General features: G+C 47.0%; 26 protein-coding genes and 4 tRNA genes. 23 read left to right on the plus strand and 7 right to left on the minus strand.

Features of this window, described 5'->3' with window-relative positions; genetic code table 11:
* Positions 1–88: 88 nt before the first annotated feature.
* Positions 89–568: a D-glycero-beta-D-manno-heptose 1-phosphate adenylyltransferase gene (gene rfaE2, locus ACO0KY_RS00895; RefSeq protein ID WP_423043491.1), complete on the plus strand. Its 480-nt coding sequence runs from the start codon at positions 89–91 to the stop codon at positions 566–568.
* Positions 569–599: 31 nt separating this feature from the next.
* Positions 600–941 (plus strand): LssY C-terminal domain-containing protein, encoded by a 342-nt coding sequence (locus ACO0KY_RS00900; protein WP_423043493.1) that lies wholly within the window; start codon positions 600–602, stop codon positions 939–941.
* A 109-nt stretch (positions 942–1,050) separates the two neighbouring features.
* Here ACO0KY_RS00900 and ACO0KY_RS00905 read toward each other — a convergent pair whose 3' ends face one another.
* Positions 1,051–1,971, minus strand: coding sequence for a LysR family transcriptional regulator (locus tag ACO0KY_RS00905; RefSeq protein ID WP_423043495.1), 921 nt, complete (start codon positions 1,969–1,971; stop codon positions 1,051–1,053).
* A 162-nt stretch (positions 1,972–2,133) separates the two neighbouring features.
* Between ACO0KY_RS00905 and ACO0KY_RS00910 the strand changes: the two genes are divergently transcribed.
* The 4 genes from ACO0KY_RS00910 (at position 2,134) to ACO0KY_RS00925 (ending at position 6,204) form a co-directional block, all read left to right on the plus strand.
* Positions 2,134–2,736, plus strand: coding sequence for an FMN-dependent NADH-azoreductase (locus ACO0KY_RS00910; protein WP_423043497.1), 603 nt, complete (start codon positions 2,134–2,136; stop codon positions 2,734–2,736).
* Between the two features lie 30 nt (positions 2,737–2,766).
* On the plus strand, positions 2,767–3,168 hold the full coding sequence (locus ACO0KY_RS00915) for a DoxX family protein (RefSeq protein ID WP_186912808.1): 402 nt from the start codon (positions 2,767–2,769) through the stop codon (positions 3,166–3,168).
* 205 nt (positions 3,169–3,373) lie between these two features.
* Positions 3,374–4,354 carry a substrate-binding domain-containing protein gene (locus tag ACO0KY_RS00920; protein WP_186912809.1) on the plus strand — a complete coding sequence of 327 codons (981 nt, stop codon included), beginning with the start codon at positions 3,374–3,376 and terminating at the stop codon, positions 4,352–4,354.
* Between the two features lie 185 nt (positions 4,355–4,539).
* Positions 4,540–6,204, plus strand: a complete 1,665-nt coding sequence (locus ACO0KY_RS00925) for an ATP-binding protein (protein ID WP_423043500.1) — start codon at positions 4,540–4,542, stop codon at positions 6,202–6,204.
* Positions 6,205–6,323: 119 nt separating this feature from the next.
* Here the strand turns inward: ACO0KY_RS00925 and ttcA are convergent, their stop codons facing one another.
* From ttcA to ACO0KY_RS00940, 3 genes are read right to left on the minus strand one after another with little or no spacing between them, the layout of a single operon-like run.
* The gene (gene ttcA, locus ACO0KY_RS00930) at positions 6,324–7,277 is read right to left on the minus strand and encodes a tRNA 2-thiocytidine(32) synthetase TtcA (RefSeq protein ID WP_423043502.1); all 954 of its coding nucleotides are present in this window, start codon (positions 7,275–7,277) and stop codon (positions 6,324–6,326) included.
* A gap of 5 nt (positions 7,278–7,282) precedes the next feature.
* Entirely contained in the window at positions 7,283–7,681 is a 399-nt protein-coding gene (locus ACO0KY_RS00935) for a dihydroneopterin aldolase (protein WP_186912811.1), read from the minus strand.
* 15 nt (positions 7,682–7,696) lie between these two features.
* Positions 7,697–8,524, minus strand: coding sequence for an SDR family oxidoreductase (locus tag ACO0KY_RS00940; protein ID WP_423043504.1), 828 nt, complete (start codon positions 8,522–8,524; stop codon positions 7,697–7,699).
* A 45-nt stretch (positions 8,525–8,569) separates the two neighbouring features.
* Here ACO0KY_RS00940 and ACO0KY_RS00945 point away from each other — a divergent pair, with 45 nt between their 5' ends.
* From ACO0KY_RS00945 to ACO0KY_RS00960, 4 genes are all read left to right on the plus strand, one after another.
* Positions 8,570–9,751: a class I SAM-dependent methyltransferase gene (locus ACO0KY_RS00945; RefSeq protein WP_423043506.1), complete on the plus strand. Its 1,182-nt coding sequence runs from the start codon at positions 8,570–8,572 to the stop codon at positions 9,749–9,751.
* A gap of 283 nt (positions 9,752–10,034) precedes the next feature.
* On the plus strand, positions 10,035–10,232 hold the full coding sequence (locus ACO0KY_RS00950; RefSeq protein WP_186912814.1) for a DUF2905 family protein: 198 nt from the start codon (positions 10,035–10,037) through the stop codon (positions 10,230–10,232).
* Between the two features lie 203 nt (positions 10,233–10,435).
* Positions 10,436–12,067, plus strand: coding sequence for a tetratricopeptide repeat-containing response regulator (locus ACO0KY_RS00955; protein WP_186912815.1), 1,632 nt, complete (start codon positions 10,436–10,438; stop codon positions 12,065–12,067).
* Positions 12,068–12,214: 147 nt separating this feature from the next.
* Positions 12,215–13,771 (plus strand): HDOD domain-containing protein, encoded by a 1,557-nt coding sequence (locus ACO0KY_RS00960; RefSeq protein WP_423043509.1) that lies wholly within the window; start codon positions 12,215–12,217, stop codon positions 13,769–13,771.
* A gap of 186 nt (positions 13,772–13,957) precedes the next feature.
* On the opposite strand, the gene ACO0KY_RS00965 is transcribed toward ACO0KY_RS00960, so the two are convergent.
* From ACO0KY_RS00965 to arsC, 3 genes are all read right to left on the minus strand, one after another.
* Positions 13,958–14,281, minus strand: a complete 324-nt coding sequence (locus ACO0KY_RS00965) for a hypothetical protein (RefSeq protein ID WP_423043511.1) — start codon at positions 14,279–14,281, stop codon at positions 13,958–13,960.
* 157 nt (positions 14,282–14,438) lie between these two features.
* Entirely contained in the window at positions 14,439–15,257 is an 819-nt protein-coding gene (locus tag ACO0KY_RS00970; protein ID WP_423043513.1) for a hypothetical protein, read from the minus strand.
* Positions 15,258–15,259: 2 nt separating this feature from the next.
* On the minus strand, positions 15,260–15,712 hold the full coding sequence (arsC, locus tag ACO0KY_RS00975) for an arsenate reductase (glutaredoxin) (protein ID WP_423043515.1): 453 nt from the start codon (positions 15,710–15,712) through the stop codon (positions 15,260–15,262).
* Between the two features lie 522 nt (positions 15,713–16,234).
* Between arsC and ACO0KY_RS00980 the strand changes: the two genes are divergently transcribed.
* The 13 genes from ACO0KY_RS00980 (at position 16,235) to rpoB (ending at position 26,635) form a co-directional block, all read left to right on the plus strand.
* The gene (locus tag ACO0KY_RS00980; RefSeq protein WP_423043517.1) at positions 16,235–16,981 is read left to right on the plus strand and encodes an MgtC/SapB family protein; all 747 of its coding nucleotides are present in this window, start codon (positions 16,235–16,237) and stop codon (positions 16,979–16,981) included.
* 72 nt (positions 16,982–17,053) lie between these two features.
* A tRNA-Tyr gene (locus ACO0KY_RS00985) sits at positions 17,054–17,138 on the plus strand.
* Between the two features lie 49 nt (positions 17,139–17,187).
* A tRNA-Gly gene (locus ACO0KY_RS00990) sits at positions 17,188–17,261 on the plus strand.
* A 34-nt stretch (positions 17,262–17,295) separates the two neighbouring features.
* Positions 17,296–17,370: transfer RNA gene (locus ACO0KY_RS00995), tRNA-Thr, on the plus strand.
* 77 nt (positions 17,371–17,447) lie between these two features.
* Positions 17,448–18,638 (plus strand): elongation factor Tu, encoded by a 1,191-nt coding sequence (gene tuf, locus ACO0KY_RS01000; protein ID WP_423043519.1) that lies wholly within the window; start codon positions 17,448–17,450, stop codon positions 18,636–18,638.
* Positions 18,639–18,706: 68 nt separating this feature from the next.
* Positions 18,707–18,782, plus strand: a tRNA-Trp gene (locus tag ACO0KY_RS01005).
* 36 nt (positions 18,783–18,818) lie between these two features.
* Positions 18,819–19,202, plus strand: coding sequence for a preprotein translocase subunit SecE (secE, locus tag ACO0KY_RS01010; protein ID WP_186913844.1), 384 nt, complete (start codon positions 18,819–18,821; stop codon positions 19,200–19,202).
* A complete protein-coding gene (gene nusG, locus ACO0KY_RS01015) occupies positions 19,202–19,795 on the plus strand; it encodes a transcription termination/antitermination protein NusG (RefSeq protein WP_186913845.1) in 594 nt (197 codons plus the stop codon). Before secE ends, nusG begins: the two co-directional genes overlap by 1 nt.
* A 145-nt stretch (positions 19,796–19,940) precedes the next feature.
* Positions 19,941–20,372, plus strand: a complete 432-nt coding sequence (gene rplK / locus ACO0KY_RS01020) for a 50S ribosomal protein L11 (RefSeq protein WP_186913846.1) — start codon at positions 19,941–19,943, stop codon at positions 20,370–20,372.
* Complete coding sequence (gene rplA, locus ACO0KY_RS01025) at positions 20,372–21,064, plus strand: 50S ribosomal protein L1 (protein WP_186913847.1); 693 nt, start codon at positions 20,372–20,374, stop codon at positions 21,062–21,064. The genes rplK and rplA overlap by 1 nt, the downstream gene beginning before the upstream one ends.
* 287 nt (positions 21,065–21,351) lie before the next feature.
* Entirely contained in the window at positions 21,352–21,888 is a 537-nt protein-coding gene (gene rplJ / locus ACO0KY_RS01030) for a 50S ribosomal protein L10 (protein WP_186913848.1), read from the plus strand.
* A 51-nt stretch (positions 21,889–21,939) separates the two neighbouring features.
* Complete coding sequence (gene rplL, locus ACO0KY_RS01035; protein WP_422990939.1) at positions 21,940–22,314, plus strand: 50S ribosomal protein L7/L12; 375 nt, start codon at positions 21,940–21,942, stop codon at positions 22,312–22,314.
* A gap of 214 nt (positions 22,315–22,528) precedes the next feature.
* Positions 22,529–26,635 (plus strand): DNA-directed RNA polymerase subunit beta, encoded by a 4,107-nt coding sequence (gene rpoB / locus ACO0KY_RS01040; protein ID WP_422990940.1) that lies wholly within the window; start codon positions 22,529–22,531, stop codon positions 26,633–26,635.
* Positions 26,636–26,710 lie beyond the last annotated feature (75 nt).

Consider the following 26,710-nt stretch of genomic DNA (forward strand, 5'->3'; position numbering starts at 1 on the left):
TGCCTGAACGAAGCTGCCGTGTACAATAGCCGCTGCCCAGCGGCTTTTTTGTGTCCGCTTTATTTTATTGCCAAGTGTTAAGTGATTTATGCCTGATTTTGAACAAAAAATAGCTTCCCGCGCCGATTTAGCTGCCCGTATTGCGAATTTGCCTAAGCCCGTGGTGTTGACCAACGGCGTGTTTGATATTTTGCATCGTGGGCACGTAACCTATCTTGCCCAGGCTCGTGCACTAGGGGCATCACTCGTTGTTGCGGTAAATACCGATGCGTCGGTTAAACGTCTGGGGAAGGGTGATGATCGTCCTATCAATTTGTGTGAAGATCGTCTGGCAGTATTGGCCGCATTGGAAGCCGTGAGTCTGGTCGTACCATTTGACGAAGATACCGCTTTAGAAGTGGTCCAACAGGCGCAGCCCGATATTTACGTTAAGGGCGGTGATTACCAGATGGATGCGATACCAGAAGGTCAGGCGGTATTGGCCTATGGAGGTCAGGTGCAGGCGATCGCGTTTGAACACGAACGTTCGACTACCCGTTTATTAGAAAAAGTTCGCGCCGCCAGCTAATCGTGATTTGCGTCTGGAAGGAGAAAACGCCATGTCAGAGACTGGCGAAAGCAATGTCAACCCAGCAGCATTTCCTTTCTGGCCGCATCACGTACGTTTCTGGCAAGCCAATACGCAAGATGATGCCGGCAGGCCGTTGTGGATAGGTGCAGCGACTTACGATGCCGGTGTGGGAATCAGCTATACCACTGGTCAAATTACGCATCATATTGCTGCCGAAGTCGATAAAGAACGCGATAAGCTGATTGCCGATTTACAGCAAACTGGTGCGCTGGTGATACAGTGGATTGATTCTTTTCAACCAACGCACGAAGGGCGTAATGGCGGCGCTGACCGCTTTGTGACGGATGGCAAGCTAGGTGTGATTGAATAACGTTGAACATACAACCCGAGACAGCGGGCGCGTATCATTCGCCTCAATAGGTTTTTTCTGCGGGGCTGTTGATGATGGGGATCTGTGTTCTAAACCGGCCCCGCCTTTATCACTCATCAAAGCTTTGAACACAAGGACGCTTCTCAAATTCTGCCTGCAAACCGTCCAGAAAAACTCTGGTTCTGGCAGGCATTAACCGGCGTCCCGGAAATACGGCCCAGACATCGATGGTGGGTAATTGCCAGTCGGATAGTACAGGTACTAAGGCACCACTTTCCAGATAAGTTTGGAGGAAGGTGTCCGACAGCATCAAAATGCCGTCACCATTTAATGCCAGACGTGTCAGCAATTCCGGTGAATTCGCAGTTGCCCGTCCTGGTGGAATACCTTCCCATTGTTCATTTTGGCGGCTTAACTTCCACATTGCGGGTTCGCCATTACGACCTAGCAAACGCAACGCGTCGTGTTCCATTAATGCTTCCGGTTCTGTTGGCATGCCGCGTCGTTGTAGGTACGATGGCGCTGCGTATAGGCCGGGTTTGAATACCGTCAGTCGTCTTGCCGCCAATGAAGCATCATCAGGTAAATCGCCAACCCGGATCGCCACATCGAAATTCTCTCCGATCAAATCAACACGCCGTGGCGACAGATCTAGCTCTAAAGAAATCGCCGGATATTGTTGAATCAACGAGGATAAAAAATGACTCATCTGATGATTCGCAAAATCGTTTGGCATCGATATCCGCAATCGACCTGAAGGCTGCGCTTGTCGATGCTGGGTCAAGGCCAAGGTTGCCTCCACCTCGTCTTGCACCTGTTGCGCGTGTTGCAGCACGCTTAGTCCAAAATCGGTGATGGTTAGTTGACGTGTCGTTCGTAATAACAGGCGCTCACCTAACTGCGTTTCCAGCGCCGAGATACGACGGGACAGGCTGGATTTTGGCATCGCCAAGCGATCAGCCGCCTTACTAAAACTGCCTTCTTCCACCACGCGGGCGAAGAGCAAGAGGTCATTAGCTTCGAGTTGCATCGTCTATTTTGCCAAATATGGAACAATAATATCCATTTTATGCTCTTCCGGATAAAAATTGGAACATATAAAGTAGCTACATCGCCATTCATTTTCTGAACAACATGAAGACAGAGATTGAATCGCAGATTTTAGATTGTCTAATTGATTACAGAGGATTATATGAATATTTTACAAATTAACTCCAGCGTTCGTGCATCAGCATCTCATTCCAAACATTTGAATCAGGTGATCGTTGAGCGTGTCCTTTCAGCACATCCGGAAGCGAATATCGTTTCACGTGATCTGGCACAGACACCACAACCGGTGCTCGATGAACAGGCATTACAGGCATTATTTACTCCAGCTGATCAACGCAATGCAGAGCAACAAGCGAGAGTCGCATTGGATGATGCCTTGATTGCTGAAATTCAGGCGGCGGACGTCGTTGTCATTGGTGCCCCTATGTACAACTTTGGCGTATCTGCACAATTGAAAAATTGGGTCGATGCGATTGCAAGAGCGGGCGTGACTTTCCGCTACGGTCAGAATGGTCCAGAAGGCTTATTGACTGGTAAAAAAGTCTATGTGGTGCTGACGCGTGGTGGCATGTATCGCAATACGCCGAATGATTCGCAAATGCCGTACCTGAAAAGCGTTTTTGGCTTCTTAGGAATGACTGATATCAGTTTCATATATGCCGAAGGTTTGGCAATGGGGCCAGATGCAGAAGCAGCAGCGTTGGCGTCCGCAAAACAGCAAATCGAAGAACTCGTAAGCGCTTAAATAAAATCAGAAAGCGAAAAAGGAAATAGTATGAAAACCGCAGAAAACTATGCATTACTCGTTGCCCGTGTTTTGATGGCTTTGATTTTCGTTGCATCAGGTGCTTCAAAAATCAGTGGATTTGAAGGCACACTTGGTTATATCGCAAGTAAAGGTGTGCCGTTCCCGGCGCTTGCTGCAATTGGTGCCATCATTGTAGAAGTAGGTGGTGGCTTAATGTTGATGGTGGGCTGGAAAGCCAGGTGGGCTGCTTTAGCGATGATGTTATTCACGTTTGCCGCTGCCTTTATTTTTCATGATTTCTGGAATGCGGGTGCCGATGCGGCGCAGAACCAGATGATCCATTTTATGAAAAATATTTCTATGGCTGGTGGTTTGTTGTTTGCTGTAGTGCATGGCAGTGGGAAATTCAGTGTTGAGCGTCAGTCATAAAGCGCATACCTGCAGATCGTAAGTTTATTGTTTCGTCATTTGTAACAACACCTGGGACTAGCCACGTCCCGGGTGTAATTTTTACTAATGTTTGCTATGCTTAGAAGACTAGATCTTGATTGATTTAGTTTCAATGCAACCAGAATGAGTTGTGTATGAGTTTTATCAGATCATGCTTTATTGTTCCGACTTTATTGGGGGTAATATGCGCTTTTCATTCTGGTCTCAGTTACTGAAACTGGGTATTGCTTGCCTCGTGAGCACTACGCTCTGTTTTCCAGTATTTGCCACCGAAAAATTAATCGTCTATGTAACGCCTGGTCTTGATTTGCCCTTCTGGCGAACCTTAGGTCATGGAGTTCAGGCATCCGCTACGGCAAATGGCTACCAATACGAAGTGTTCGATAGTAAAAACAGCGATGCCAATCAAATGGCGCACGTCAAGGCGGCGATTGCTAAAGGTGCTGCTGGCATTGTTATTTCCCCCACCGACAGCAAATCTGCGTTTGAAATTTTGGCGGTTGCCAGTCAGGCCAAGGTGCCAGTAGTGATTGCCGATATTGGTACCAACGGCGGTGAATTTGTTTCTTATGTTAAATCAGATAATTACAAAGGTGCGTACGGCGTTGGCGTTGCGTTAGCTGCTGCCATGAAAGAACGCGGTTGGACTAATGAGCAGTTTGCGATGTGCACCATTTCATTGGCGAGAAAAAATGGTCAGGACAGAACCAATGGTTTCAGGGATGCCATGAAAGAGGCTGGTCTGACCAATATGGTCGCGATCAAACAAATGCAAACCTATACGATAGAAGAAACCTATGGGTTTGTGACAGAGTTATTGGCGACTTATCCAAAGTTACGTGGCTTATTCATCGAAGTGGATAAACCCACATTAGGGGCGCTCAATGCACTCAAAGACAAACGTAAAAGTATGGATATTCTGGTTGGCTCTTTTGATGGTATTCCCGAGTTTGTTGATTTTCTCAAGGGTGGCTCCTTGGTCGCAGTAGGGATGCAACAACCGTATCTGATCGGTAGTAAGGCGGCAGACGCACTATTTGAGGCGATTAAAGGCCAGACACCGCCTAAACAAATCGTTGTACCCATATTGATTGCCACAAATAAGAATATTAATGAATTGTTGCCAACAGCCAATAAGACAGTTTTTGGATTAGAAATGAAGTGACTGTGGTTTGGTGACAACGTCAGCATCTTCCCAGAGGGGGATAAAAATGTTGTCACCATTCATGAGTTCATTTATTCAGTCGAATTTGCCTTGGCACCAGATCTCATTCTGAATCCTATGTGTATTACAAGACGAATCGTGTTTGTCACGAGTAACTCTTTTCTTTTATCTGTGATGATCAGCATATGCCCGTTTTTCGTTTGAAGCTGTGGCAACGTTTGGCTCTTAGCTACGGTACCGTGATCGCATTATTAGTCGTAACCAGTCTGGTGAGCTTGCAGATGTTATCGGAATTTCGCGCGACCACAGACGATGCACTTAAAGATAAGTATCCAAAAACAATACTCGTTGATGAAGTCAAAGGCGAGTTAGAGAAGATCGCCAGGGCAATGCGAAATACTTTATTTCTCACTGAGCCCGAGCAAATACAGACGCAGTTAAAAGATATCCAGTCTGCTAACGAGCGCATGTCAGTGACCTTGCAGAAGTTGAGAAATGAAATCACTACTGAACGAGGCCGTGCACTGATACATCAAATTGATGTGGTTCATTCCGCCTACATCGTTAATCAAGAAGACTTCGTCAATTTGGTTGGTGAGAAGCGCATGAGCGAAGCGCGTAATTTGTTGCTGGTCGATTTACATCCTTATCAAATTCAATATTTTGATGCTTTGCATGCGCTCAATCTTTATCAAAGCGAATTGATGGCGAATGCCAGCAGCGAAGTATCGCAAACATACTTTTTAGCGCATAAAGTTATTTTAATTTTGACCTGTTTTGCTGCTCTCTTGAGTTTGATTATTACCGTCTGGATCACCCGCTCATTGCTAAGGCAACTAGGAGGTGAACCAAATTATGCAGCGCAGATAGCGAATAAAATCGCCAGCGGTGATCTTCATGGAACGATCAATATCGCAAAAGGTGATTGCAGTAGTTTATTGTCTGTTATGAGCAATATGCGAGATGCATTAGCGGAGCGAACTGATGCTCTTGAGAGCGCTAATACCGAATTAGGAGCAATGGTCGCTACGTTAAAGCAAACGCAAGCAGATTTGGTTTCAAGTGAAAAAATGGCTGCTTTAGGAGCATTGGTTGCGGGTATCGCACATGAACTCAATACCCCAATAGGTAATAGTGTAATTACTGCTAGTACTTTGTTGGAACTAAGCGATAATTTTGCACATGACATTGCCAACAGCCAGTTGCGCCGCTCAGTATTGGATCGCTATGTCGAAGAAATGCAGCAGGGTAGCGCAATACTATTGCGTAACTTAAATCGTTCCAGCGAATTAGTGAACAGCTTTAAGCAACTGGCCACAGAAGAAGAGAATTCAGAATTCTGCGAATTTTATTTGTCTGATGTTGTGAATGAAAGTTTGCTTGCATTGCGTCCAGCCATGCATAACGTCACATGTGAAATTATTCAAGAGATACCGAAAGAATTGCGTCTGCAAAGTTATCCGGGGCCATTAGCATTAGTGATTGGTAATCTGCTCAACAATGCATTGATTCATGGCTTCGAGCATCGTTCGCAAGGTAAGCTTGAAATCGTTGCGCAAACTATTTCTGCGACGCATTTATTGCTTTCAATTAGTGATAACGGCGTAGGAATCCCCGCAGAAAATTTACCGCGAATTTTTGACCCATTTTTCACGACAAAATTGGGCATGGGTGGATCTGGGCTGGGATTGCACGTAGTTTATAACATTGTGCATAGCTTGTTGCATGGCAAAATTGAGGTAAGCAGTGGGCACGACAATGGCACTCGTTTTGACATCACCTTGCCAATCCGTGGGATGAGAAATCCTGGCCGTAAATTGGCTGCCGTCACCGAGGCAGCCAAAATATGAATGGCTAAATCAACGTCGCGAAATAGCCGAAAATAGCCGAAAATAGCCGAAAATAGCCGAAAATAGCCGAAAATAGCCGAAAATAGCCGAAAATAGCCGAAAATAGCCTAAATTTTTGATCAGTCTTGATCCAGATGCAAAGAAATAACGCCTGTTGTAGGTGTTGAACATGGTTCGTCATCAAACGCAATATCGCCATCCTGACGAGCTTCACCGTCAATTTTCAAATCTTTAAAATTGAACAGATCTTTGTCCATCAAGTGAGATGGTGCAACGGTCGATAAAGCCGAGAAAATATTATCAACGCGCCCCGGAAATTTTTTGTCCCATTCGCGCATTAAGCCTTTGATTTGCTTGCGTTGCAGATTCTCTTGCGACCCGCACAAATCACAAGGAATGATAGGGAACTGTTTGACTTCGGCATAGCGTTGGGTGTCTGCTTCTTTGACATACGCCATAGGACGAATCACGATGTGTTTGCCGTCATCGGATTGCAATTTGGCGGGCATGCCTTTGAGCTTGCCACCAAAGAACATGTTAAGGAAAAAAGTTTCTAGTATGTCGTCACGATGATGGCCCAGCGCGATTTTATTGGCACCCAATTCATCAGCTACGCGGTACAAAATGCCGCGGCGTAGACGCGAACATAGAGAGCACGTTGTCTTACCTTCTGGAATAAGACGCTTGACGATGCTATAGGTGTCCTGATTTTCGATATGGTAAGGAATGCCCAGCTTTTCCAGGTACGCAGGCAATATATCCGCCGGAAAGTTTGGTTGTTTCTGGTCGAGGTTGACGGCAACGATGTCAAAATGGATAGGCGCACGTTCGCGCAAGGTCATCAGGATATCGAGCAAAGCGTAACTGTCTTTGCCACCTGATAAACAGACCATGACTTTGTCACCGTCTTCTATCATATTGAAATCGCCAATCGCCTGACCAACCAGGCGACATAAACGCTTGTGCAGTTTATTATTTTCGTAGGTAATTTTTTCTTGTGACTTCGTTTCCGCAGGAGGTGTTTTTGCGGTGTCGAGAACGACGTCGATCAAGGATTCGTGATTAGCTTGCATGGAACTTACATTTCATTTTTGATCTGGAACACTTCTACCCCGACGCCTTCGCAATCTGGGTAAACATCTGGCTTCATGGTGGAGATACACACGGCGCGTACGCGTGGATGCGCCAGCATCAGTTGGGCAACGTCATCACACAAGGTTTCTTGCAGATGGACGTGGCCTTGAGCGATACGCTGTGCAATTGAGCTGCGGATAAAGTCATAATCAACCACTTCTTCCAGTTGATCGGCTTTAGGTGTCGAGACCGCAAGGGGAATATATAAATCAACGTTGATCAACACACGTTGCTCGCCTTTTTTCTCGAACTCATGCACGCCGATATTAATGGAGATTTCATAGTTACGCAAAAACAGGCGGCGACAATCGGTGAGTTGCGGATGGTGTAGGACGGATAACATAATGTGCTCGATGGTTTAAGAATGTGATTCGGTTGCAGTTGCGATAAACATGACATCGCGCTGCAAAGGGATAAGGTGCTGGCCGCCATCCACTAACAGCGTGGTGCCGGTAATTGCCGGACTATTCGCAATAAACAAAACGCTGCGTGCGATGTCTTCTGGTGTGCTCGAATAGCCTAAAGGTGTTGCTTGATGGGCGACGCTAAAATCTGCTTCGGTCTGGTGTCCGGATACCATAGTGATGCCAGGCGCGACACCAGCAACGCGTACCTTTGGTGCTAAGGCTTGTGCCAGCATCGTGGTGGCGCATTGCAAAGCCGCTTTGGATAAGGTGTAGGACAAAAAGTCAGGATTCAGATTGTACAGCTTTTGATCTAACAAATTGATGACGCAGGCTTGCTGGCCGTCTGGTGTTGCTGCATGTAAGGCTTGCGCGAGGATCACCGGCGCTGCCAGATTGGCGTGCATGTGCTGATCAAGGCAACGCTGAGAAAACGTGCTGGCGCGGTCCTCCTCAAATAAAGAGGCATTGTTGACGACGCAGTGAATCGCGCCCATCGCTTCCATTGCCGAACTGAACAATGCACGCGTGGCTTGTTCATTGCCCAGATCCGCTTGTATCGCCACAGCACGTTGTCCCATGGCGGTGATTTGCGCGACGACTTCAGCAGCGGCCTCGGCAGATGTACCGAAATGCACCACGATATCCCAGCCTTGTTGTGCCATTGATAAGGCAATATGCCGTCCTATGCGCTTGGCAGCACCGGTCACGAGCACCACCCTGCTTTGCGGCGCGGAAGCATTGCTTTGATTGCTTGAATGACTAGTTAAAGGCTGGTTCATGGAAATTCTTTACTGAGTGTTCTTCGTTTTTTATACAATGCCGATATGCAAAAATTATCTCTACCTCTGCCAGCGCCCGATGCCTTGGCTGCATCGCTAGCTTTGCAACACCTCATCATTGATGAAATTCACCAGCATCAGGGCTGGATTCCTTTTTCGCGCTATATGGAACTGGCCTTATATGCGCCGGACTTAGGCTATTACAGTGGCGGTGCCACAAAATTAGGCAAGGACGGCGATTTTACAACGGCTCCTGAAATGTCGCCGCTATTTGGCGCTACATTGGCGAATTTAGCCGCCAACATATTTACGCAAACCTCAGCCCAGGTCATGGAGTTCGGTGCCGGTACAGGTAAGCTGGCACGCGACTTTTTAACGGAATGTCAATTTTCTGGAATTACGATAGACCGCTATTTTATCGTGGAATTGTCCGGTGAGCTGCGCGCGCGTCAGGAAGATTTGTTGCAAGACTTCCCGCAAGTGACATGGTTGCAAGAAATGCCGGTGTCTTTTTCTGGCCTGGTTATCGGAAATGAAGTGTTGGACGCCATGCCAGTTGATCTGGTGATGAAGACGGAGCAAGGCTGGCGGGAGTTGGGCGTGGCGCTGGCAGATGCAGATGGCGAAACCGAACCACGGCTATTGTATCGCGAGCGCGCATGCGATCCGGCGCGGTTAGCGCAGATCCCAGAGGCTGAAGAGCTGCCGCAAGCCTACATGACAGAAGTGCATGCCATTGCTACTGGTTTTATGCATAGCCTCGCACGTATGCTCAAAGCCGGACAAACCGAAAACGGACGCGGCAGTGCCGCTATTCTGATTGATTACGGTTTTCCCGCGAACGAGTACTATCACCCGCAGCGCAATGAGGGGACCTTGATGTGTCATTACCGTCATCATTCCCACCCTGATCCATTTTATTTACCAGGTTTGCAGGATATTACGGCACACGTTGACTTTACGGCCATGGCAAAAGCAGCATTGGCGGGTGGTCTGGACTTGTTAAGCTATACCAGTCAGGCCGCCTTTTTGCTGGAATCCGGGATAGCGAACCTGCTGGCGCGTCAATCGCCAGAACAAGTGATGGCGTATTTGCCACAGGCTAATGCTTTACAGAAACTGGTGTCTCCGGCAGAAATGGGCGAGTTATTCAAAGTGCTGGTGGTGGGTAATGGCGTCGATTTGCCGGATGGCTTGCTACGTCACGATCGTTGCCATCGCTTGTAAATTTTTCACCAATTCTGATCAGCAACATTTGGCAACTCAAAGCCGATCAACATAGAGGCAATGAAAAATCCAAGACTTCGCAGGATGGGTGTACCCCGCCAATTGCTTGCGTACGCATTACCGCGCGGGTTGTAACTGCCGTGCAAAATGCGTATTGATATTGTTTAGCCTTGTCGCTAAGTTTTTTCTCTGTTCTTAATATACTGGGTAAGAGTATTTTCTTAACGCCCAAGTTTAACAATGGCAAATAGCTCAAATATTTAAATTGAAGGGGGAGTATCTGGTGCTACGTTGGCTGGTCGTGATTTTTCTGGTGGTGATTGTGTTCGCCCGCTGGCTCCCGTGGCTAGAGAAGCTGGGGCTGGGGCGACTGCCGGGCGATTTGCGCTTTCGGATAGGGCAGCGTCAGTATTCGTTTCCTTTTGCTTCGACTATCCTGATTTCAATGGTGGTGCTGTTGCTTGCACGGTTTTTCAAATAAAACAAAAAACTGTGGGCAACTTACAAATATTTATCCATCCTTGAGTAAATATACTTTGATAAGTTAAAGTTTCTCAGCTATTTCGCCGTCACTTCAATATAATGGTTTGAACAAAACAAAGTTGTGTCCCGCCACGGGAATGACCGCAAAAAGAACAGATTTTGCAAGGCGAGTATCAACAAGAAATTACGCTAAAGGTTGAAATGAGCGAACTCAGCGACATCAGGGCATTGCTCATTGAACCGCATCAAGGGATGCGGGTCAGTTTGCACAACATGCTGAATTTATGTGGCATTACAAAAATTGAACACGCATTGACCGCTGGGACTGCGGTGCGCAGTATTCAGGCCAAAGTCTATGATTTGATCCTTTGCGAATATGATCTTGGCGTCGGCCAGGATGGTCAGCAATTGCTCGAAGATATGCGCCACCATAAATTGGCACCACTGTCGACGATTTTCGTCATGGTTACTGCTGAGCGCTCTTACGCGAAAGTAGTCAGCGCGGCAGAATTAGCGCCGTCCGATTATCTGCTCAAACCTTTCACCGCCGATATGTTGCTAGAGCGCGTGATTCGCGCACTGGAAAAGCGGAAAGCTTTCGTCGACGTCTACAACTTGATGGAAACCGGCGCGATCGCCGAAGCGATTACGGCTTGTCATCATGGTGAACGCGAATATCCCAAATATGCGATTGATTTCATGCGCTTGCGCGCCGAGTTACACGTTGTTCTGGGTGAGGCTGCCGAAGCTGAAGAGTTATATACCCACTTATTTGAACTTAAAGCTGTTGCCTGGGCGCGTCTTGGCTTGGCTAAAACTTTGTTCATGCAAGGAAAGTATCAGGAAGCTGAGGCGATATTAAAAAGCCTGGTGTCAGAAAATAATAAATATATGGATGCCTACGACTGGTTAGCGAAGACCCATGAAATGATTGGTGAGCTACCAGAGGCCAAGGAAGTGCTTGATACGGCGGTTGGCGTTTCACCACATGCAGTACGCCGTTTGCGCAATCTGGGTAGGATTGCGATGGAAACCGGTGATATTGAAACTGCCGAAAATGTATTTAAAAAAGTCGTCAGTAAAGCCAAATTTTCTGAATTCCGTGATCCTGAAGATCATCTCAATCTGGTCAATGCGCTGGTTAAAAAAGGCGACACAGAGCAAGCGAAATCGGTCATTCGCGACATGGAAAAAAACATGGTCGGCATTAAAAAGACAGAGGCTTGTCGCGCTATTTCTGCCGCCATGGTTCATGCTAAAACGGGCGATTCCAGATTGGACGGTGAACTGGATGCTGCTGTAAATGCCAGTCGTGAAGACGTTGGTTTATCGACCGGTGCAAAACTAGGATTGGCAAGAACTTGCCTTGAAAATAATAAAGAAGGCGAAGCGTCTGAGATTATTCTTGACGTCATGAAAAACGCCAGCAATCAATCCGTCATTTCCAAGGCCGTTGGGATCTTTGAAAGTGCCGGTAAGGGTATGTTAGGTAAAGAGCTGGCGCAACGTAGCCAACGCGAAGTGATGGATCTGGTCGCGCTTGGTGTGCAAAAAGCAAAACAAGGTGATTTCCGGGGTTCAGTTGATCTCATGACCGCTGCCGCGCGCAAATCACCTGATAATCCACAGGTGGTATTAAACGCCGCGTTGGCTGCTTTGAAGTGCCTGGAAAATATGGGTTGGGACAATGCCATAGGCGAACAGGCGAAAATGTTGATTGAAGCTGGGCGCCGTCTTGACCCCATGAACCCTCGTTTGAAAGCGATTCGTGGTTTGTATGATGAATTACAGAAAAAATACGGCATGAGTGTCAATCGCGTGGCTAAAACCTAACTTATGTTTGTAATGTGATAGCCACCATTGAGTGCACTTTGAAGCCAGTACGTAGAACGCTGGAAAAACGGTGTTTGCATTGCCGGTAAATTTGCCAGACCTTTGGTTCATCATGTTTGAATATTTTTAGTGTGAAGTCGCAAATTTATGGCACGCATAGAATCAGCAAAATCACCTTCTTCGCCAACACTGTCGCCACGCGAACGTTTGCTGAGAAAAATTAATGATGAAAGCGATTTGCCCACGCTAGGTGCGGCGATTGCCAAGGTGGTTGAAATCACGTCGTCTGGCGAAGATTCGGTTTCTAAACTGGCGCATTTTATTCTTGCAGATGTCGGCCTGACGCAGAAAATTTTACGACTCTCCAACACCGTTCAATACCGTACCACTTCTGGGGCTGCGGTTACCACCATTTCTCGCTCCATTTTTTTGCTTGGCTTTGACACGGTTAAAACCAGTGCCATGGCAATGTTGTTGGTTGATTTTTTTAAAGACAAAGCGCAAGCAGTGAGTGTCCGCAAAGAATTGGTCCGCTCTTTGTGTGCCAGTATCATTGGTCGTGAAATGTCGCAAAGAGGGCGCTTCCCGGATGGTGAAGAGGCTGCCGTTGCTGCCTTATTTAAAAACATAGGCAGGGTATTGGTTGCCTCCTTTGATCATCAACTTTACTCACAAATACAAAAAGTTTCAGAGGGTGCCGAGTCAACTTCTGATGAAGCTTCATTACTCCTCTTAGGATGTAGCTTTGAACGATTTGGTGAAATGGCACTGCAGGAATGGAAAATCCCGGATGCTATAGTGCAGTCGATGGGTCCTTTAGCAAATGGCGAACAAAAAAAAGTCACACACCGCAACGACTGGCTCAAACAAGTCGCGAGTTTTAGCGACTCTTTAGCAGACCTTGTCATGAGCGGTAAACACAAATCGCCAGGCTATGCAAATGTCTTACTCAAGAAGTTTGGGAAGGCGCTGGAAATCGATCTGAAAACGATGGATGACATGTTGGTCAGAGTTGAAGCGGAAACCTTGCAACTGGCAAAAAGCATGAATATTTCGCTCGCTATGGACAATCCAGAATCAGATGAATTGCATCATGCGTCGGCGCTTCCGAGTGAATTTTTGATGAAATCGGAAGAGCTTGTGTCGGCACAAGAATCTGACCGGTATCCTAGTGGTAAACCGCTCAACGCACGTGATTTATTATTGGCCGGTGTACAGGATGTCACTCAGATGTTGGCGTCTGAAGATTTGCGTTTAAGCGACCTTATCTTACTGGTATTGGAAACCTTGTACACCAGCATGGGATTTCGCTTTGCGACGGTTTGCCTGCGTGATCTGGCAAGTGGACGCTACGTTTCGCGTGTTGCGGTTGGGGAAAAATACGCCGACCGCCAGAAAGGATTCGGTTTTCCGGCGAAGGCGGAAGCTGACTTGTTTCATTTATCGATGAGCAATAATGTTGATGTCATGATCTCTGATGCGACCGTGCCAAAAATCCTGACTTTGCTGCCTCTCTGGCATCGGGAGTTATTACCGGACGCCCGCAGTTTTATTATTTTGCCTTTAGTCATACAAAAAAAGCCTTTGGGTTTGTTTTATGCTGACCGTACTGTGACTGCAGAAGAAGGCGTACCGGCAGATGAAACTGCCTTGATTAAGACCCTGAAAAGCCAATTGTTGGCTGCGATGATGCGCGGGGGATAAAAATTCTCATAAGGGCAGTGTAGAGCGGTGGCATCCGATCAACTATGACTAAACGCAGGTTTAAAATATATTTTGTGTATTTAAACTGGTGCGACGACGAAAAAAGAGGAAGTCCGGCAGACTTCCTCTTTTTATTTTTGACTAGATGAACTTACGGCTCATCGTTTCAAACTATTACACGGCAAATCAGTGACGATCCCAGTGGCCTTCATGGAATTGCCAGCCACTGCCTTCATGCTCCCAACGATGTGGAACCCAGTAATAGCCTGGACGTGGCGCAGACCAATAACCTGGATGCCAGACATGACGACCACTTTCCCAGTACCACGCGCCGTCGATCCAGATATGACCATAGGCTGGTGGGGCGCTGACGATTTCCACTTGCGGTGGAGGCGGGGCTACCCTGACTACTGAGCTAACATAGTAAGGATGTCGCGGGGCTTCAACTACACAGCCAGTCAAGGAAGCGACTACCACGGCACTTGCTACTAAATATGAGATACGGTTCATGCTGTTTCCAAAAATATCAATAAAGCGATCATTAAGGTCAATGCGCCTTCAGGTCGCGAGCCAAGTTAAGGTCTATAACGCGAACTAACTCTAAACGGTGTACCGTTTTTCGCTTTGTTTTCTTGTTTGCCTTATTGAATTGACATCATGCCAGCGTTTAGTTCAGGGATATGCCCTGTTTTTTTGCCAATGCATCAATGTCTTGCCACATCGTCATTTGATTTAATAAACGTGTTGCCGGATCTATCATTGCGTTCAAATTGAAAAAACGCTCTAAGGATGTCTCATCAAAATTGCTGCGCTGAGAGAAGTTGATGCGACCATATTGTTTTCTGAATGCTGCTAATAAATCACCAGGCGCATCTTTATGCCACTTTTGCATCAAACCACCAACCATTAATGCAGCATCGGTCGTTTGTTCCAGACTGCGAGGATTTTTTGCCGCTGTGACATCACGATAGTCAAGCAAGCGTGGGAAATAAAACTGCTTAATCCAACTGGCTGGAATGCCACCCTCACGTTGTAAAAAGCCGCTACGCCAAAATTTCCAACTCTTATCGATTTCTGACTCGCTGACGAACTGGGTATCGGCTAACAAGACACAATCTTCTTCGAGGATCATTTCTAGCACGACAGGTAATCCGGCTTGATGGGCAATCTCTTCCAGTTCTGACATGACGGGTTTCTCGCCACGATTGTCCTGCAAAGTCGTGACAAATCGCCCCATCACTTCTTCATGCTGATGGTGAACCGCGCTGGTATTGCTACAAAAACCGGCACAAGCGGAGAAATACGCCATCAGTTCGCCGATTTGTACACCTGGTGTGTTGCTCGTGCCGGCATCGTTTGCGCCTGTCGCGTCAAATTGGTGTGCTGGTGTATTCGCTGCCAGCCCGTTTCTGAGGATGGGATACAACTGGGTCGTGAGCGCACCCAATTTGACTACGCTGCCAGCGGCGAGTTTGAATTCATTCATGTTCAGAGACTTTCTTCAAATAAAGCTAAAACTTGTTCTGGTGGCCGGCCTATTGCTGCTTTGCCGCGGAAACTAACGATAGGACGTTGCAGCAGGATAGGATGGGCGACGACGGCCTGTATTGCACGATCCGCGTCAGCATTTTCCAGTGTATTAGTTAGGTAGGCATCCTCGTTTGAGCGCAACATGGCTTGCACATTGCCACCGAGTTCTCTCAGGAGCGTGTTAAGTTGCGCTAAAGTTAGCGGCGTCTTTTGATAATCAATGATCTCGATAGGTATTTGTTTCTTTTCTGAGATGGCTTGTATCAGGGTCAAGGTTTCGCGGGACTTGGAGCAGCGTGGATTATGGAAAATTCGGATCATTTGGTTATGCTTGGATTCTTTGGATTCACGTGTTGCGGTGTTCGTACGGCTAGTTCCAGTTTCTGGTTGCAGTAGGGCATTCAATATCATTGAATAGCAAATAGCAGCATCGAAGCGTTGGGGAATGTATCTGTCTGGACTAATTCCCAAAGAGCGGCGACGTGATCAGTACCATTGACGACTCGCTTAATTAATGCGGCGTTTTAATTTACGCTATACATGAATTGCTATAAAAACAATAAATAGCAATTTGTTTAATGCGTTGCCATGCAGCGCAGAGGCTTCTTGCTCACCGGGTCGATTATAAAGCAAACGATTTTTTCGGATCGCTTTTTTGTGGCTGATAAATAAGCGCAAGAAAATAAGCGAAAGTTGAATATCGCCTCGTGAGAATCATCAAAAATATCACAACATGTTGGCCTTATATGAATTTTTACGACTGTGAGTGCTAACAGACTTAATGTGGGCAGAGGTGTTCTTTGGTTTTCCCATTGAAACTAGCGTAGCGCAAGCTTGGTCGATCGATTGGTGCCTGTTAATTCATTGTTCACTAACGCAAATGCAAGCGATGCCTTACACTTGCAAAATTTTCCAGAAATTGAATGAGGTTTTATGAAAGATTTTTTTAGTCAGTTGATGATTTTCTGGTCCCCCGCAGAGATAAGCGCGAACATCACAATTTTTCTGAATCTTGCAGGTGCTTTGGTATTGGGATGCTTCGTGGGTTACGAACGTACGTACCACGGCCGCGCCGCCGGCATGCGCACTTATGGCCTTGTTTGTATGGCCTCAGCAGCACTTGTGGTACTTGCGGGTTATCCGGAATTTTGGTTTGGCGGCAAAGTCTTGAGCCCATCGCCACCAGATCCAACTCGCGTCATGCAGGGGGTAGTGACGGGGATTGGCTTCCTTGGCGCGGGTGTCATCATGAAAGAGGGCTTTAGCATCAGTGGTTTGACGACAGCAGCGTCTATTTGGGCGTCTTCTGCGATTGGGATTCTCGTTGGGGTAGGGTTCTATGCCACAGCCATCTTATTATCGTTGCTATCCGCGGCATGCATGATCTGGGTGCATAAACTGGAACTTTCGCTCCCTTCCCAGGCAGCTGTCGCGATCATGATTCACTTCAAAAAAGGTTACCAACCCAAAGAAGCTGAAATGATGGGGGTTGCCAAAGAGCGCGGGTATCGAATGATGACCCGGACGTTGACGATTAATCACATGGAACACGGACTTGAGTGGAGATTTATTGCCGTCGCAGAAAATCGCCACCGGGCCATGTCGATTTGTGAATTGTCGGAAGAAATGGAAAAAGTTGAAGGAGTAGAATCTTTTCAGCTTGCGCACGCAAAAAGTTGAGGTATTTCCACAATTTTTTCAAATAGTCCTTGACAGAAGGTCTTTGCATCTCTATAGTTCTGAGTTCCCTACGGAGGGGTGGCCGAGTGGTTAAAGGCGACAGACTGTAAATCTGTTCTCTCTGAGTACGCTGGTTCGAATCCAGCCCCCTCCACCATAGGAAAAAGAATTTTTTTAGTAAGTATGCGGCTGAAGTGGTAGCCCCTGCGGGTGTAGCTCAATGGTAGAGCTGAAGCCTTCCAAGCTTATGACGAGGGTTCGATTCCCTTCACCCGCTCCAGTTTTATTTGCATGGTGTTTGTGCGAAACGAGCTGCCCTTGTAGCTCAGTGGTAGAGCACTCCCTTGGTAAGGGAGAGGCCACGTGTTCAATCCACGTCAAGGGCACCATGTAAACTGGTGTAGTCTAGTCTGAATTTGTCGGGCGCGTGCCTGAGTATTCTCATCAAAATCGTTAGGAGTCCAAAATGGCAAAAGGTAAGTTCGAACGCACCAAGCCGCACGTCAACGTCGGTACAATTGGTCACGTTGATCACGGTAAAACTACACTGACAGCAGCGATTGCGACAGTATTGTCCAAAAAATTTGGTGGCGAAGCAAAAGCCTACGATCAAATTGACGCGGCGCCAGAAGAAAAAGCACGTGGTATTACAATTAACACTGCTCACGTAGAATACGAAACAGCCGGTCGCCACTACGCTCACGTTGACTGCCCAGGCCATGCTGATTATGTTAAAAACATGATTACTGGTGCTGCTCAGATGGACGGCGCGATCCTGGTTTGCTCCGCAGCAGACGGCCCAATGCCACAAACACGTGAACACATCCTGTTGGCTCGCCAAGTTGGTGTTCCATACATCATCGTGTTCCTGAACAAATGCGACATGGTTGATGACGCTGAATTGTTGGAATTGGTCGAAATGGAAGTGCGCGAATTACTGTCCAAATACGAATTCCCAGGCGACGACTTGCCAATCATCCAAGGTTCCGCAAAATTGGCGCTCGAAGGCGACAAAGGTCCATTGGGCGAAGAAGCCATCATGAAATTGGCTGAAGCACTCGACAGCTACATCCCAACACCAGAACGCGCAGTTGACGGCGCATTCTTGTTGCCAGTAGAAGACGTGTTCTCCATCTCTGGTCGCGGTACAGTGGTTACTGGCCGTATCGAACGCGGTATTGTTAAAGTCGGCGAAGAGATCGAAATCGTTGGTATTAAAGACACAGTAAAAACAACATGTACTGGCGTTGAAATGTTCCGCAAATTGCTGGATCAAGGTCAAGCTGGTGATAACGTTGGTGTATTGTTGCGTGGTACTAAGCGTGAAGATATCCAGCGTGGTCAAGTGTTGGCAAAACCAGGTTCAATCAAGCCACATAGCCACTTCACTGGTGAGATCTATGTATTGTCTAAAGATGAAGGTGGTCGTCATACACCATTCTTTAACAACTACCGTCCACAGTTCTACTTCCGCACAACGGACGTAACTGGTTCGATCGAGTTGCCAAAAGACAAAGAAATGGTGATGCCTGGTGATAACGTATCTATCACAGTAAAGCTGATCAACCCGATCGCGATGGAAGAAGGCTTGCGCTTCGCTATCCGTGAAGGCGGTCGTACTGTTGGTGCGGGCGTTGTTGCAAAAATTATCGAGTAATAATTTAGTTGTAAAGCAATATAGCGACTTGCCAAGGTCGCTATATTGATCAAGTGGTAACAAGCAGTAGGGGTGTAGCTCAATTGGCAGAGCGTCGGTCTCCAAAACCGAAGGTTGTAGGTTCGATTCCTACCGCCCCTGCCACCATCAAGGCCGCAAGGCACCGAAAGTAAATTAAGTATGTCTAATCATTCCGTACAAACTGTAAGTACTTCCAATGACAAATATAAAGTCATATTGGCAGTTGCTGCGCTGGTTTCTGGAATTGCTGCTTTTTATATTCTCGCTGGTCAGTCTACCTGGGTTCGGGTTGCTGCACTGGTAGTCGGTTTGGGTATTGCTGTTGGCTTGGTTGCAGTGTCGGACATGGGTAGAAATTTTGTAGAGTTTGCAAAAGAAGCTGTTCGTGAAACGAAAAAAGTTGTTTGGCCTACACGTAAAGAAGCTGGTCAGATCACAGCGGTCGTGTTTGGTTTTGTTTTGATCATGGCGATTTTTCTCTGGGGAACTGATAAGTTTCTCGAGTTCTTGTTGTATGACGTAATCCTCGGATGGAAAAAATAATGAGCGATAACATTCAGGAAAACGAACAAGGTACAGCGCCAGAGGTGTCTGTACCTAAAAGTGCTAAAAAATGGTACGCAGTGCATGCGTATTCTGGCATGGAGAAAAGTGTCCACCGTGCTTTGTTGGAACGTATTGAACGTGCAGAAATGCAAGATTTGTTTGGCCGTATTTTAGTGCCAACAGAAGAAGTAATTGAAGTTCGTAATGGTCGTAAGGCAGTAACTGAGCGTCGTTTGTTCCCAAGTTATGTATTCGTTGAAATGGAAATGACTGACGATACATGGCACTTGGTGAAAAACACAAGCAAGGTAACGGGATTTATCGGTGGTAAGTCAAATAAGCCATCACCGATTCCTCAGCACGAAGTTGATAAGATTTTGCAGCAGATGCAAGACGGTGTTGAGAAACCAAGACCAAAAGTATTGTATGAAGTTGGTGAAATTGTCCGTATTAAAGAAGGTCCATTCACAGATTTCAATGGCAACGTTGAAGAAGTGAATTACGAAAAATCTAAAGTACGTGTAACAGTAACGATCTTTGGTCGTGCAACACCAGTTGAGTTAGAATTTGCTCAGGTTGAAAAAGTCTGAGTCGGGTAAAAAATATCGTTGATTAGTACGTTAAAAGACGTTTTAAAGCGCACTTTTTAAAACTAATTAGTAAGCAGGCAGAGGAGCCCGGCAACATTGAATGATGTTGTTGGGCGCTACTACTCATTTAATGAAGGAGCCAAACATGGCAAAGAAAATTATTGGTTTTATCAAGCTGCAAGTGCCAGCTGGTAAAGCAAATCCATCCCCACCAATCGGCCCAGCTTTGGGTCAACGTGGCTTGAATATCATGGAATTCTGCAAAGCATTTAATGCACAGACCCAAGGTATGGAACCAGGTATGCCGATTCCTGTTGTGATCACCGCATTTGCTGACAAGTCTTTCACATTCGTGATGAAGACACCTCCAGCAACTTACATGATCAAAAAAGCAGCTGGCATCACTAAAGGTTCTGCTAAGCCACATACTGACAAAGTTGGTAAGATCACTCGTGCGCAAGCTGAAGAAATCGCGACTGTAAAACGCGCTGATTTGACAGCAGCTGATATGGACGCAGCAGTGCGTACTATCGCTGGTTCCGCTCGCTCTATGGGCATCACGGTGGAGGGTCTGTAATGGCTAAGTTATCTAAAAAAGCAAAGTTGCTCGCAACTAAAGTTGATCGTCTGAAAGTGTACCCATTTGATAACGCTATCGCGTTGATCAAAGAATGCGCAACAGCAAAATTCAATGAGTCTATCGACGTTTCTGTACAACTCGGTGTTGATCCTAAGAAATCTGACCAAGTTGTTCGTGGCGCAGTTGTCTTGCCAGCTGGTACAGGTAAAACAGTTCGCGTAGCGGTATTCGCACAAGGCGCAAAAGCTGAAGAAGCTAAAGCCGCTGGTGCAGATATCGTTGGTATGGAAGATTTGGCTGAACGCATCAAAGGTGGCGATATGCCATTCGACGTTGTGATCGCTTCTCCAGACACTATGCGTATCGTTGGTACATTGGGTCAAGTTTTGGGTCCACGTGGTCTGATGCCTAACCCGAAAGTTGGTACAGTAACTCCTGACGTAGCGACAGCAGTTAAAAATGCTAAAGCTGGTCAAGTTCAATATCGTACAGACAAAGCAGGTATTATTCATACTACTATCGGTCGTAAGTCTTTCGCTGATGGTGATTTGAAATCTAACCTGGTTGCTCTGATCGAAGCATTGAACAAAGCTAAACCAGCATCCAGCAAAGGTGTGTATCTGCGTAAAGTCTCTATCTCATCTACGATGGGTGCAGGCGTACGTGTTGATCACGCTAACCTGGGTTAAGAAAAAAATTAAGTCCCTGTGCTGAAAAGCACGGGGCGCATCTTTGGGCTGGATGTTTGGAAATAAACATCCAGAGTGTCAAAGACCGTGGGGCTTAAATTAGGGTTTAAGTTAAACATCTGGAGAGCAATCGACAGAGCCCAACGCAGATGGTGTACCCGATCAAGTTTTGTAGTGAATACTGGTTCGCCAGTGAAACTCCTAACTTCGGACGCCGTGTTCGAAACGATATGAGGGAAGTACATCATTCCGATGTACCGACTGAGTATCATTAATGGAGGTTGACCGTGAGTCTCAATCTGAATGACAAAAAAGCCGTCGTCGCTGAAGTCTCTGCAAAAGTAGCAACTGCTCAGACTATCGTCGTGGCTGAATATCGTGGCATCCAGGTCGGTCATTTGACGCAATTGCGTGCTTCTGCACGTGCTCAAGGCGTTTACATGCGCGTGTTGAAAAACACACTCGCACGTCGCGCTGTTGAGGGAACTGTATTTGCAAGTCTCGCTTCTGAAATGACTGGCCCGTTGATCTATGCGATCTCGGACGATGCTGTTGCTGCTGCTAAAGTCGTTCAAGACTTTGCAAAAGGCAATGACAAACTGGTTGTTAAAGCGGGTAACTATGCAGGCAAATCGCTGGATAAAGCTGGCGTTGTCGCATTGGCAAGCATTCCTGCGCGTGAAGTACTGTTGGCACAAGTGTTGGGTATGATGCAGGCTCCTGTATCTGCTATGGCACGTGCTCTGGCAGCACTTTCCGCGAAGAAAGCATCCGAATCTCCTGCAGCACCAGTAGCTGAAGCTACTGAAGCCGCAGCAGAGTAAGAACTTTCTGTCAAATACCGTATCAATGTAATTAATTAATTGGAGTTTCAAATGGCAATTAGCAAAGAAGATATCCTGGAAGCCGTAGGCGCGATGTCCGTAATGGACTTGAACGACCTGGTTAAAGCTTTCGAAGAAAAATTTGGCGTTTCCGCTGCTGCAATGTCCGCTGGTCCAGCTGCTGCTGGTGCTGGTGCTGCTGCTGCTGAAGAACAAACAGAATTCAACGTAATTCTGGCTGAAGTTGGCGCGAACAAAGTTGGCGTAATTAAAGCAGTTCGTGAATTGACTGGTCTGGGCTTGAAAGAAGCTAAAGACGTAGTTGATGGCGCACCAAAAACAGTTAAAGAAGCAGTTTCTAAAGCTGATGCTGAAGCAGCTAAAAAGAAATTGGAAGAAGCTGGCGCGAAAGCAGAAATCAAGTAATGCTGTACATGGCAAACCTTCGGGTTTGCCAGAGTCAAAGTCAGGAATCTTCTCGAAAGAGAAGATTCCTCTTTGGCTTCTTTGTCGTTCAGGGTTGTTTTGCTGTTTATTAAGACCGAGGGCTGAGACTTGAGGTTTTTTGTCGCAGGGTTGATTTAATTTTGTGACAGGAATCCTGAATTCTCCATCCTTCCTTGTCACTCACGGAGTGTCCATGCACTACTCATTTACTGAGAAGAAGCGTATTCGTAAATCTTTTGCGAAGCGCGCCAACGTCCACAACGTTCCGTTCTTGCTGGCGACTCAAATCGAGTCGTATCAAAGCTTTTTGCAAGAAGACAGAACACCGGCAAACCGAAAAAATGAGGGTCTGCAGTCGGCCTTCACTTCGATTTTCCCTATCGTTTCACACAATGGATTCGCTCGTCTCGAATTCTTATCTTACGTTTTAGGCGATCCGGCATTTGACGTCAAGGAATGTCAACTGCGTGGTCTGACCTATGCGTCACCTTTGCGTGCGAAAGTACGTCTGGTGATCCTGGATAAAGAATCCCCGACCAAGCCTGTCGTTAAAGAAATGAAAGAACAGGAAGTCTACATGGGCGAATTGCCTTTGATGACGACCACTGGTTCCTTCGTTATTAACGGTACCGAGCGTGTGATTGTTTCCCAGTTGCACCGTTCTCCTGGTGTGTTCTTTGAACACGACCGCGGCAAAACGCACTCTTCTGGTAAGTTGCTGTTCTCAGCACGTATCATTCCTTACCGTGGTTCATGGCTGGATTTCGAATTCGATCCGAAAGATATCTTATTCTTCCGTATTGACCGCCGTCGTAAGATGCCAGTCACGATCTTGTTACGTGCTATCGGCATGAGCAACGAGCAGATCCTCGCTAACTTCTTTGTCTTCGATAATTTCAATCTGCATAATGATGGCGCAGAGATGGAATTCGTCGCAGAACGTTTGCGCGGTGAAGTTGCACGTTTTGATATTGCTGACAAGTCTGGCAAACTGATCGTTGCTAAAGACAAACGCATCAACGCTAAGCACGTTCGTGAAATCGAAGCAGGTGGCATCAAGCACATCTCTGTACCAGAAGACTACCTGTTAGGTCGCGTTCTGGCGAAGAACATCATCGACAACGACACTGGCGAAGTAATCGCTAACGCGAATGACGAACTGACAGAAGAATTGTTGGGTCGTTTGCGCGATGCACGCGTAACGGATATTCAAACTCTTTACACCAACGATCTGGATCAAGGTGCTTACATCTCCCAGACTTTGCGTGCAGATGACACAGCAGACCAAATGGCTGCGCGTGTAGCGATCTATCGCATGATGCGTCCTGGCGAACCGCCAACAGAAGATTCCGTTGAAGCATTGTTCAATGGCTTGTTCTACAGCGAAGAGCGTTATGACTTGTCCGCCGTGGGTCGTATGAAATTCAACCGCCGTATTGGCCGTGATGAATTGACTGGTGCCATGACATTGTCGAACGAAGACGTGTTGGCTGTGATTAAGATCCTCGTTGAGTTGCGCAATGGTCGCGGCGAAGTCGATGATATCGATCACTTAGGTAACCGTCGCGTTCGTTGCGTTGGTGAATTGGCTGAGAATCAATTCCGTGCTGGTCTGGTACGTGTAGAACGTGCTGTGAAAGAGCGTCTGGGTCAGGCTGAAGCCGATAACCTGATGCCGCACGATCTGATCAATTCCAAACCAATTTCTGCTGCAATCCGTGAATTCTTCGGTTCTTCACAATTGTCTCAGTTTATGGATCAGACTAACCCATTGTCCGAGATCACGCATAAGCGTCGTATTTCCGCACTGGGACCTGGTGGTTTGACACGTGAACGTGCAGGCTTTGAGGTACGTGACGTTCATCCAACTCACTACGGTCGCGTTTGCCCGATTGAAACTCCAGAGGGACCAAACATTGGTTTGATCAACTCGCTGGCGTTGTACGCTCGTTTGAACGAGTACGGTTTCCTGGAAACACCATACCGTAAAGTTGTCGACAGCAAGATCACTAACCAGATCGATTACCTGTCCGCTATCGAAGAAGGTCGTTACATCATCGCTCAGGCGAATGCGACGATCGACGGCGCTGGTACATTGACGGATGAATTGGTTTCTTCCCGTCAGGCTGGTGAAACAATTCTGGTTTCTCCAGAGCGCGTACAGTACATGGACGTGGCAACTGGTCAGGTGGTTTCTGTTGCGGCATCCTTGATTCCGTTCCTGGAACACGATGATGCGAACCGTGCGTTGATGGGGGCCAACATGCAACGTCAAGCAGTTCCTTGCTTGCGTCCAGAAAAAGCATTCGTCGGTACAGGTATCGAACGTACTGTGGCAGTTGACTCCGGTACAACGGTACAAGCATTGCGTGGCGGTAAAGTAGATTACATCGATGCGGGTCGTATTGTTATTCGTGTCAACGACGCTGAAGCGCAAGCTGGTGAAGTTGGTGTGGATATCTACAACCTGATCAAGTACACACGTTCCAACCAAAATACCAACATCAACCAACGTCCTATCGTTAAAGTCGGCGACGTGGTTGCTAAAGGTGACGTATTGGCTGACGGCGCGTCAACAGACATGGGTGAATTGGCTCTGGGCCAAAACATGCTGGTCGCGTTTATGCCATGGAACGGCTATAACTTCGAAGATTCGATCCTGATCTCCGAAAAAGTCGTTGCTGATGACCGCTACACGTCGATTCATATCGAAGAATTGTCGGTTGTTGCTCGTGATACAAAGTTGGGCGCGGAAGAGATCACACGTGATATCTCCAACCTGGCTGAAAACCAATTAGCACGTCTGGATGAATCCGGTATCGTCTACATCGGTGCAGAAGTGACCGCTGGCGACACACTGGTCGGTAAAGTGACACCAAAAGGTGAAACTCAGCTGACACCAGAAGAAAAACTGTTGCGCGCAATTTTCGGTGAAAAAGCATCTGACGTAAAAGACACATCCCTGCGCGTGCCTTCAGGCATGGTTGGTACAGTCATTGACGTTCAAGTGTTTACTCGCGAAGGTATCCAACGCGACAAACGCGCACAACAAATTATCGATGATGAATTGAAGCGCTATCGCCTCGATCTGAACGATCAGTTGCGTATTGTTGAAGGCGATGCATTTGAGCGTCTGGAACGTATGTTAGATGGCAAGATCGCTGATGGCGGTCCAGCTAAACTGGCAAAAGGCAGCAAGATCACGAAAGAGTATCTGGCGAGCATCGACAAATACCACTGGTTCGACATTCGTCTGGCATCAGATGAAGCAGCGAACGCATTGGTAGCGATGAAAGATTCTATCGCCGAGAAACGTCATCAGTTTGATCTGGCTTTCGAAGAAAAACGTACCAAGCTGACACAAGGCGATGAGTTGCCACCAGGCGTACAAAAAATGGTCAAGGTTTACCTGGCTGTTAAACGTCGCTTGCAACCAGGTGACAAAATGGCGGGTCGTCACGGTAATAAGGGTGTGGTTTCTCGCATCGTTCCTATCGAAGACATGCCATACATGGCTGACGGTACTCCAGCGGACATCGTGTTGAACCCATTGGGTGTTCCATCACGGATGAACGTTGGTCAGGTTCTGGAAGTCCATCTGGGCTGGGCTGCTAAAGGTCTGGGCTTGCGTATCGGCGAAATGCTGAAAGCAAAAGCACAAGTTGAAGAACTGCGTGAATTCCTGAAAAAGATTTATAACGAATCTGGTAAAACGGAAGACATCGACGGTTTGAGCGATGCTGAAATCCTGGAATTGACGAATAACCTGAAAAACGGTGTTCCGTTTGCAACTCCGGTGTTTGACGGTGCCCACGAAAGTGAAATCCGCCGCATGCTGGATCTGGCTTTCCCTGACCATATTGCGCAACAACTGGGTATGACACCATCGAAAAACCAGGTAACACTGTTCGACGGTCGTACTGGTGAAGCGTTTGAACGTAAAGTAACTCTGGGTTACATGCACGTTCTCAAGCTGCATCATCTGGTTGATGATAAAATGCATGCCCGTTCGACTGGTCCTTACTCTCTGGTTACTCAACAACCATTGGGCGGTAAGGCACAGTTCGGTGGTCAGCGTTTCGGTGAGATGGAAGTTTGGGCACTGGAAGCATACGGCGCGTCTTACGTCTTGCAAGAGATGTTGACAGTCAAGTCCGATGACGTCAATGGACGTACTAAAGTCTACGAAAATCTCGTTAAGGGCGATCACGTGATCGACGCTGGCATGCCAGAATCGTTCAACGTGTTGGTCAAAGAGATTCGTTCTTTGGGTATCGACATCGATCTCGAACGCAACTGATCAAAAAGCCTGCTACGCGTTTGATAGCGATGTGGCAGGTTTTTTTAAGTAGTAACAAGTATTTAGTAGTAAAAC

The organism is Undibacterium sp. Dicai25W (assembly GCF_049340505.1).
Lineage (GTDB): Bacteria > Pseudomonadota > Gammaproteobacteria > Burkholderiales > Burkholderiaceae_D > Undibacterium > Undibacterium jejuense.

What these genes read in the sequence shown, in the direction of transcription:
- ACO0KY_RS00900 (WP_423043493.1), top strand. Translation starts at nt 600, where the DNA reads ATGTCAGAGACTGGCGAAAGCAATGTCAACCCAGCAGCATTTCCTTTC.
- ACO0KY_RS00910 (WP_423043497.1), top strand. Translation starts at nt 2,134, where the DNA reads ATGAATATTTTACAAATTAACTCCAGCGTTCGTGCATCAGCATCTCAT.
- ACO0KY_RS00940 (WP_423043504.1), bottom strand. Translation starts at nt 8,524, where the DNA reads ATGAACCAGCCTTTAACTAGTCATTCAAGCAATCAAAGCAATGCTTCC.
- tuf (WP_423043519.1), top strand. Translation starts at nt 17,448, where the DNA reads ATGGCAAAAGGTAAGTTCGAACGCACCAAGCCGCACGTCAACGTCGGT.
- secE (WP_186913844.1), top strand. Translation starts at nt 18,819, where the DNA reads ATGTCTAATCATTCCGTACAAACTGTAAGTACTTCCAATGACAAATAT.
- ttcA (WP_423043502.1), bottom strand. Translation starts at nt 7,277, where the DNA reads ATGCAAGCTAATCACGAATCCTTGATCGACGTCGTTCTCGACACCGCA.
- ACO0KY_RS00925 (WP_423043500.1), top strand. Translation starts at nt 4,540, where the DNA reads ATGCCCGTTTTTCGTTTGAAGCTGTGGCAACGTTTGGCTCTTAGCTAC.
- ACO0KY_RS00960 (WP_423043509.1), top strand. Translation starts at nt 12,215, where the DNA reads ATGGCACGCATAGAATCAGCAAAATCACCTTCTTCGCCAACACTGTCG.
- arsC (WP_423043515.1), bottom strand. Translation starts at nt 15,712, where the DNA reads ATGATATTGAATGCCCTACTGCAACCAGAAACTGGAACTAGCCGTACG.
- ACO0KY_RS00945 (WP_423043506.1), top strand. Translation starts at nt 8,570, where the DNA reads ATGCAAAAATTATCTCTACCTCTGCCAGCGCCCGATGCCTTGGCTGCA.
- ACO0KY_RS00980 (WP_423043517.1), top strand. Translation starts at nt 16,235, where the DNA reads ATGAAAGATTTTTTTAGTCAGTTGATGATTTTCTGGTCCCCCGCAGAG.
- ACO0KY_RS00935 (WP_186912811.1), bottom strand. Translation starts at nt 7,681, where the DNA reads ATGTTATCCGTCCTACACCATCCGCAACTCACCGATTGTCGCCGCCTG.
- rfaE2 (WP_423043491.1), top strand. Translation starts at nt 89, where the DNA reads ATGCCTGATTTTGAACAAAAAATAGCTTCCCGCGCCGATTTAGCTGCC.
- nusG (WP_186913845.1), top strand. Translation starts at nt 19,202, where the DNA reads ATGAGCGATAACATTCAGGAAAACGAACAAGGTACAGCGCCAGAGGTG.
- rpoB (WP_422990940.1), top strand. Translation starts at nt 22,529, where the DNA reads ATGCACTACTCATTTACTGAGAAGAAGCGTATTCGTAAATCTTTTGCG.
- rplK (WP_186913846.1), top strand. Translation starts at nt 19,941, where the DNA reads ATGGCAAAGAAAATTATTGGTTTTATCAAGCTGCAAGTGCCAGCTGGT.
- ACO0KY_RS00965 (WP_423043511.1), bottom strand. Translation starts at nt 14,281, where the DNA reads ATGAACCGTATCTCATATTTAGTAGCAAGTGCCGTGGTAGTCGCTTCC.
- rplL (WP_422990939.1), top strand. Translation starts at nt 21,940, where the DNA reads ATGGCAATTAGCAAAGAAGATATCCTGGAAGCCGTAGGCGCGATGTCC.
- ACO0KY_RS00955 (WP_186912815.1), top strand. Translation starts at nt 10,436, where the DNA reads ATGAGCGAACTCAGCGACATCAGGGCATTGCTCATTGAACCGCATCAA.
- ACO0KY_RS00915 (WP_186912808.1), top strand. Translation starts at nt 2,767, where the DNA reads ATGAAAACCGCAGAAAACTATGCATTACTCGTTGCCCGTGTTTTGATG.
- ACO0KY_RS00905 (WP_423043495.1), bottom strand. Translation starts at nt 1,971, where the DNA reads ATGCAACTCGAAGCTAATGACCTCTTGCTCTTCGCCCGCGTGGTGGAA.
- ACO0KY_RS00920 (WP_186912809.1), top strand. Translation starts at nt 3,374, where the DNA reads ATGCGCTTTTCATTCTGGTCTCAGTTACTGAAACTGGGTATTGCTTGC.
- ACO0KY_RS00970 (WP_423043513.1), bottom strand. Translation starts at nt 15,257, where the DNA reads ATGAATGAATTCAAACTCGCCGCTGGCAGCGTAGTCAAATTGGGTGCG.
- rplA (WP_186913847.1), top strand. Translation starts at nt 20,372, where the DNA reads ATGGCTAAGTTATCTAAAAAAGCAAAGTTGCTCGCAACTAAAGTTGAT.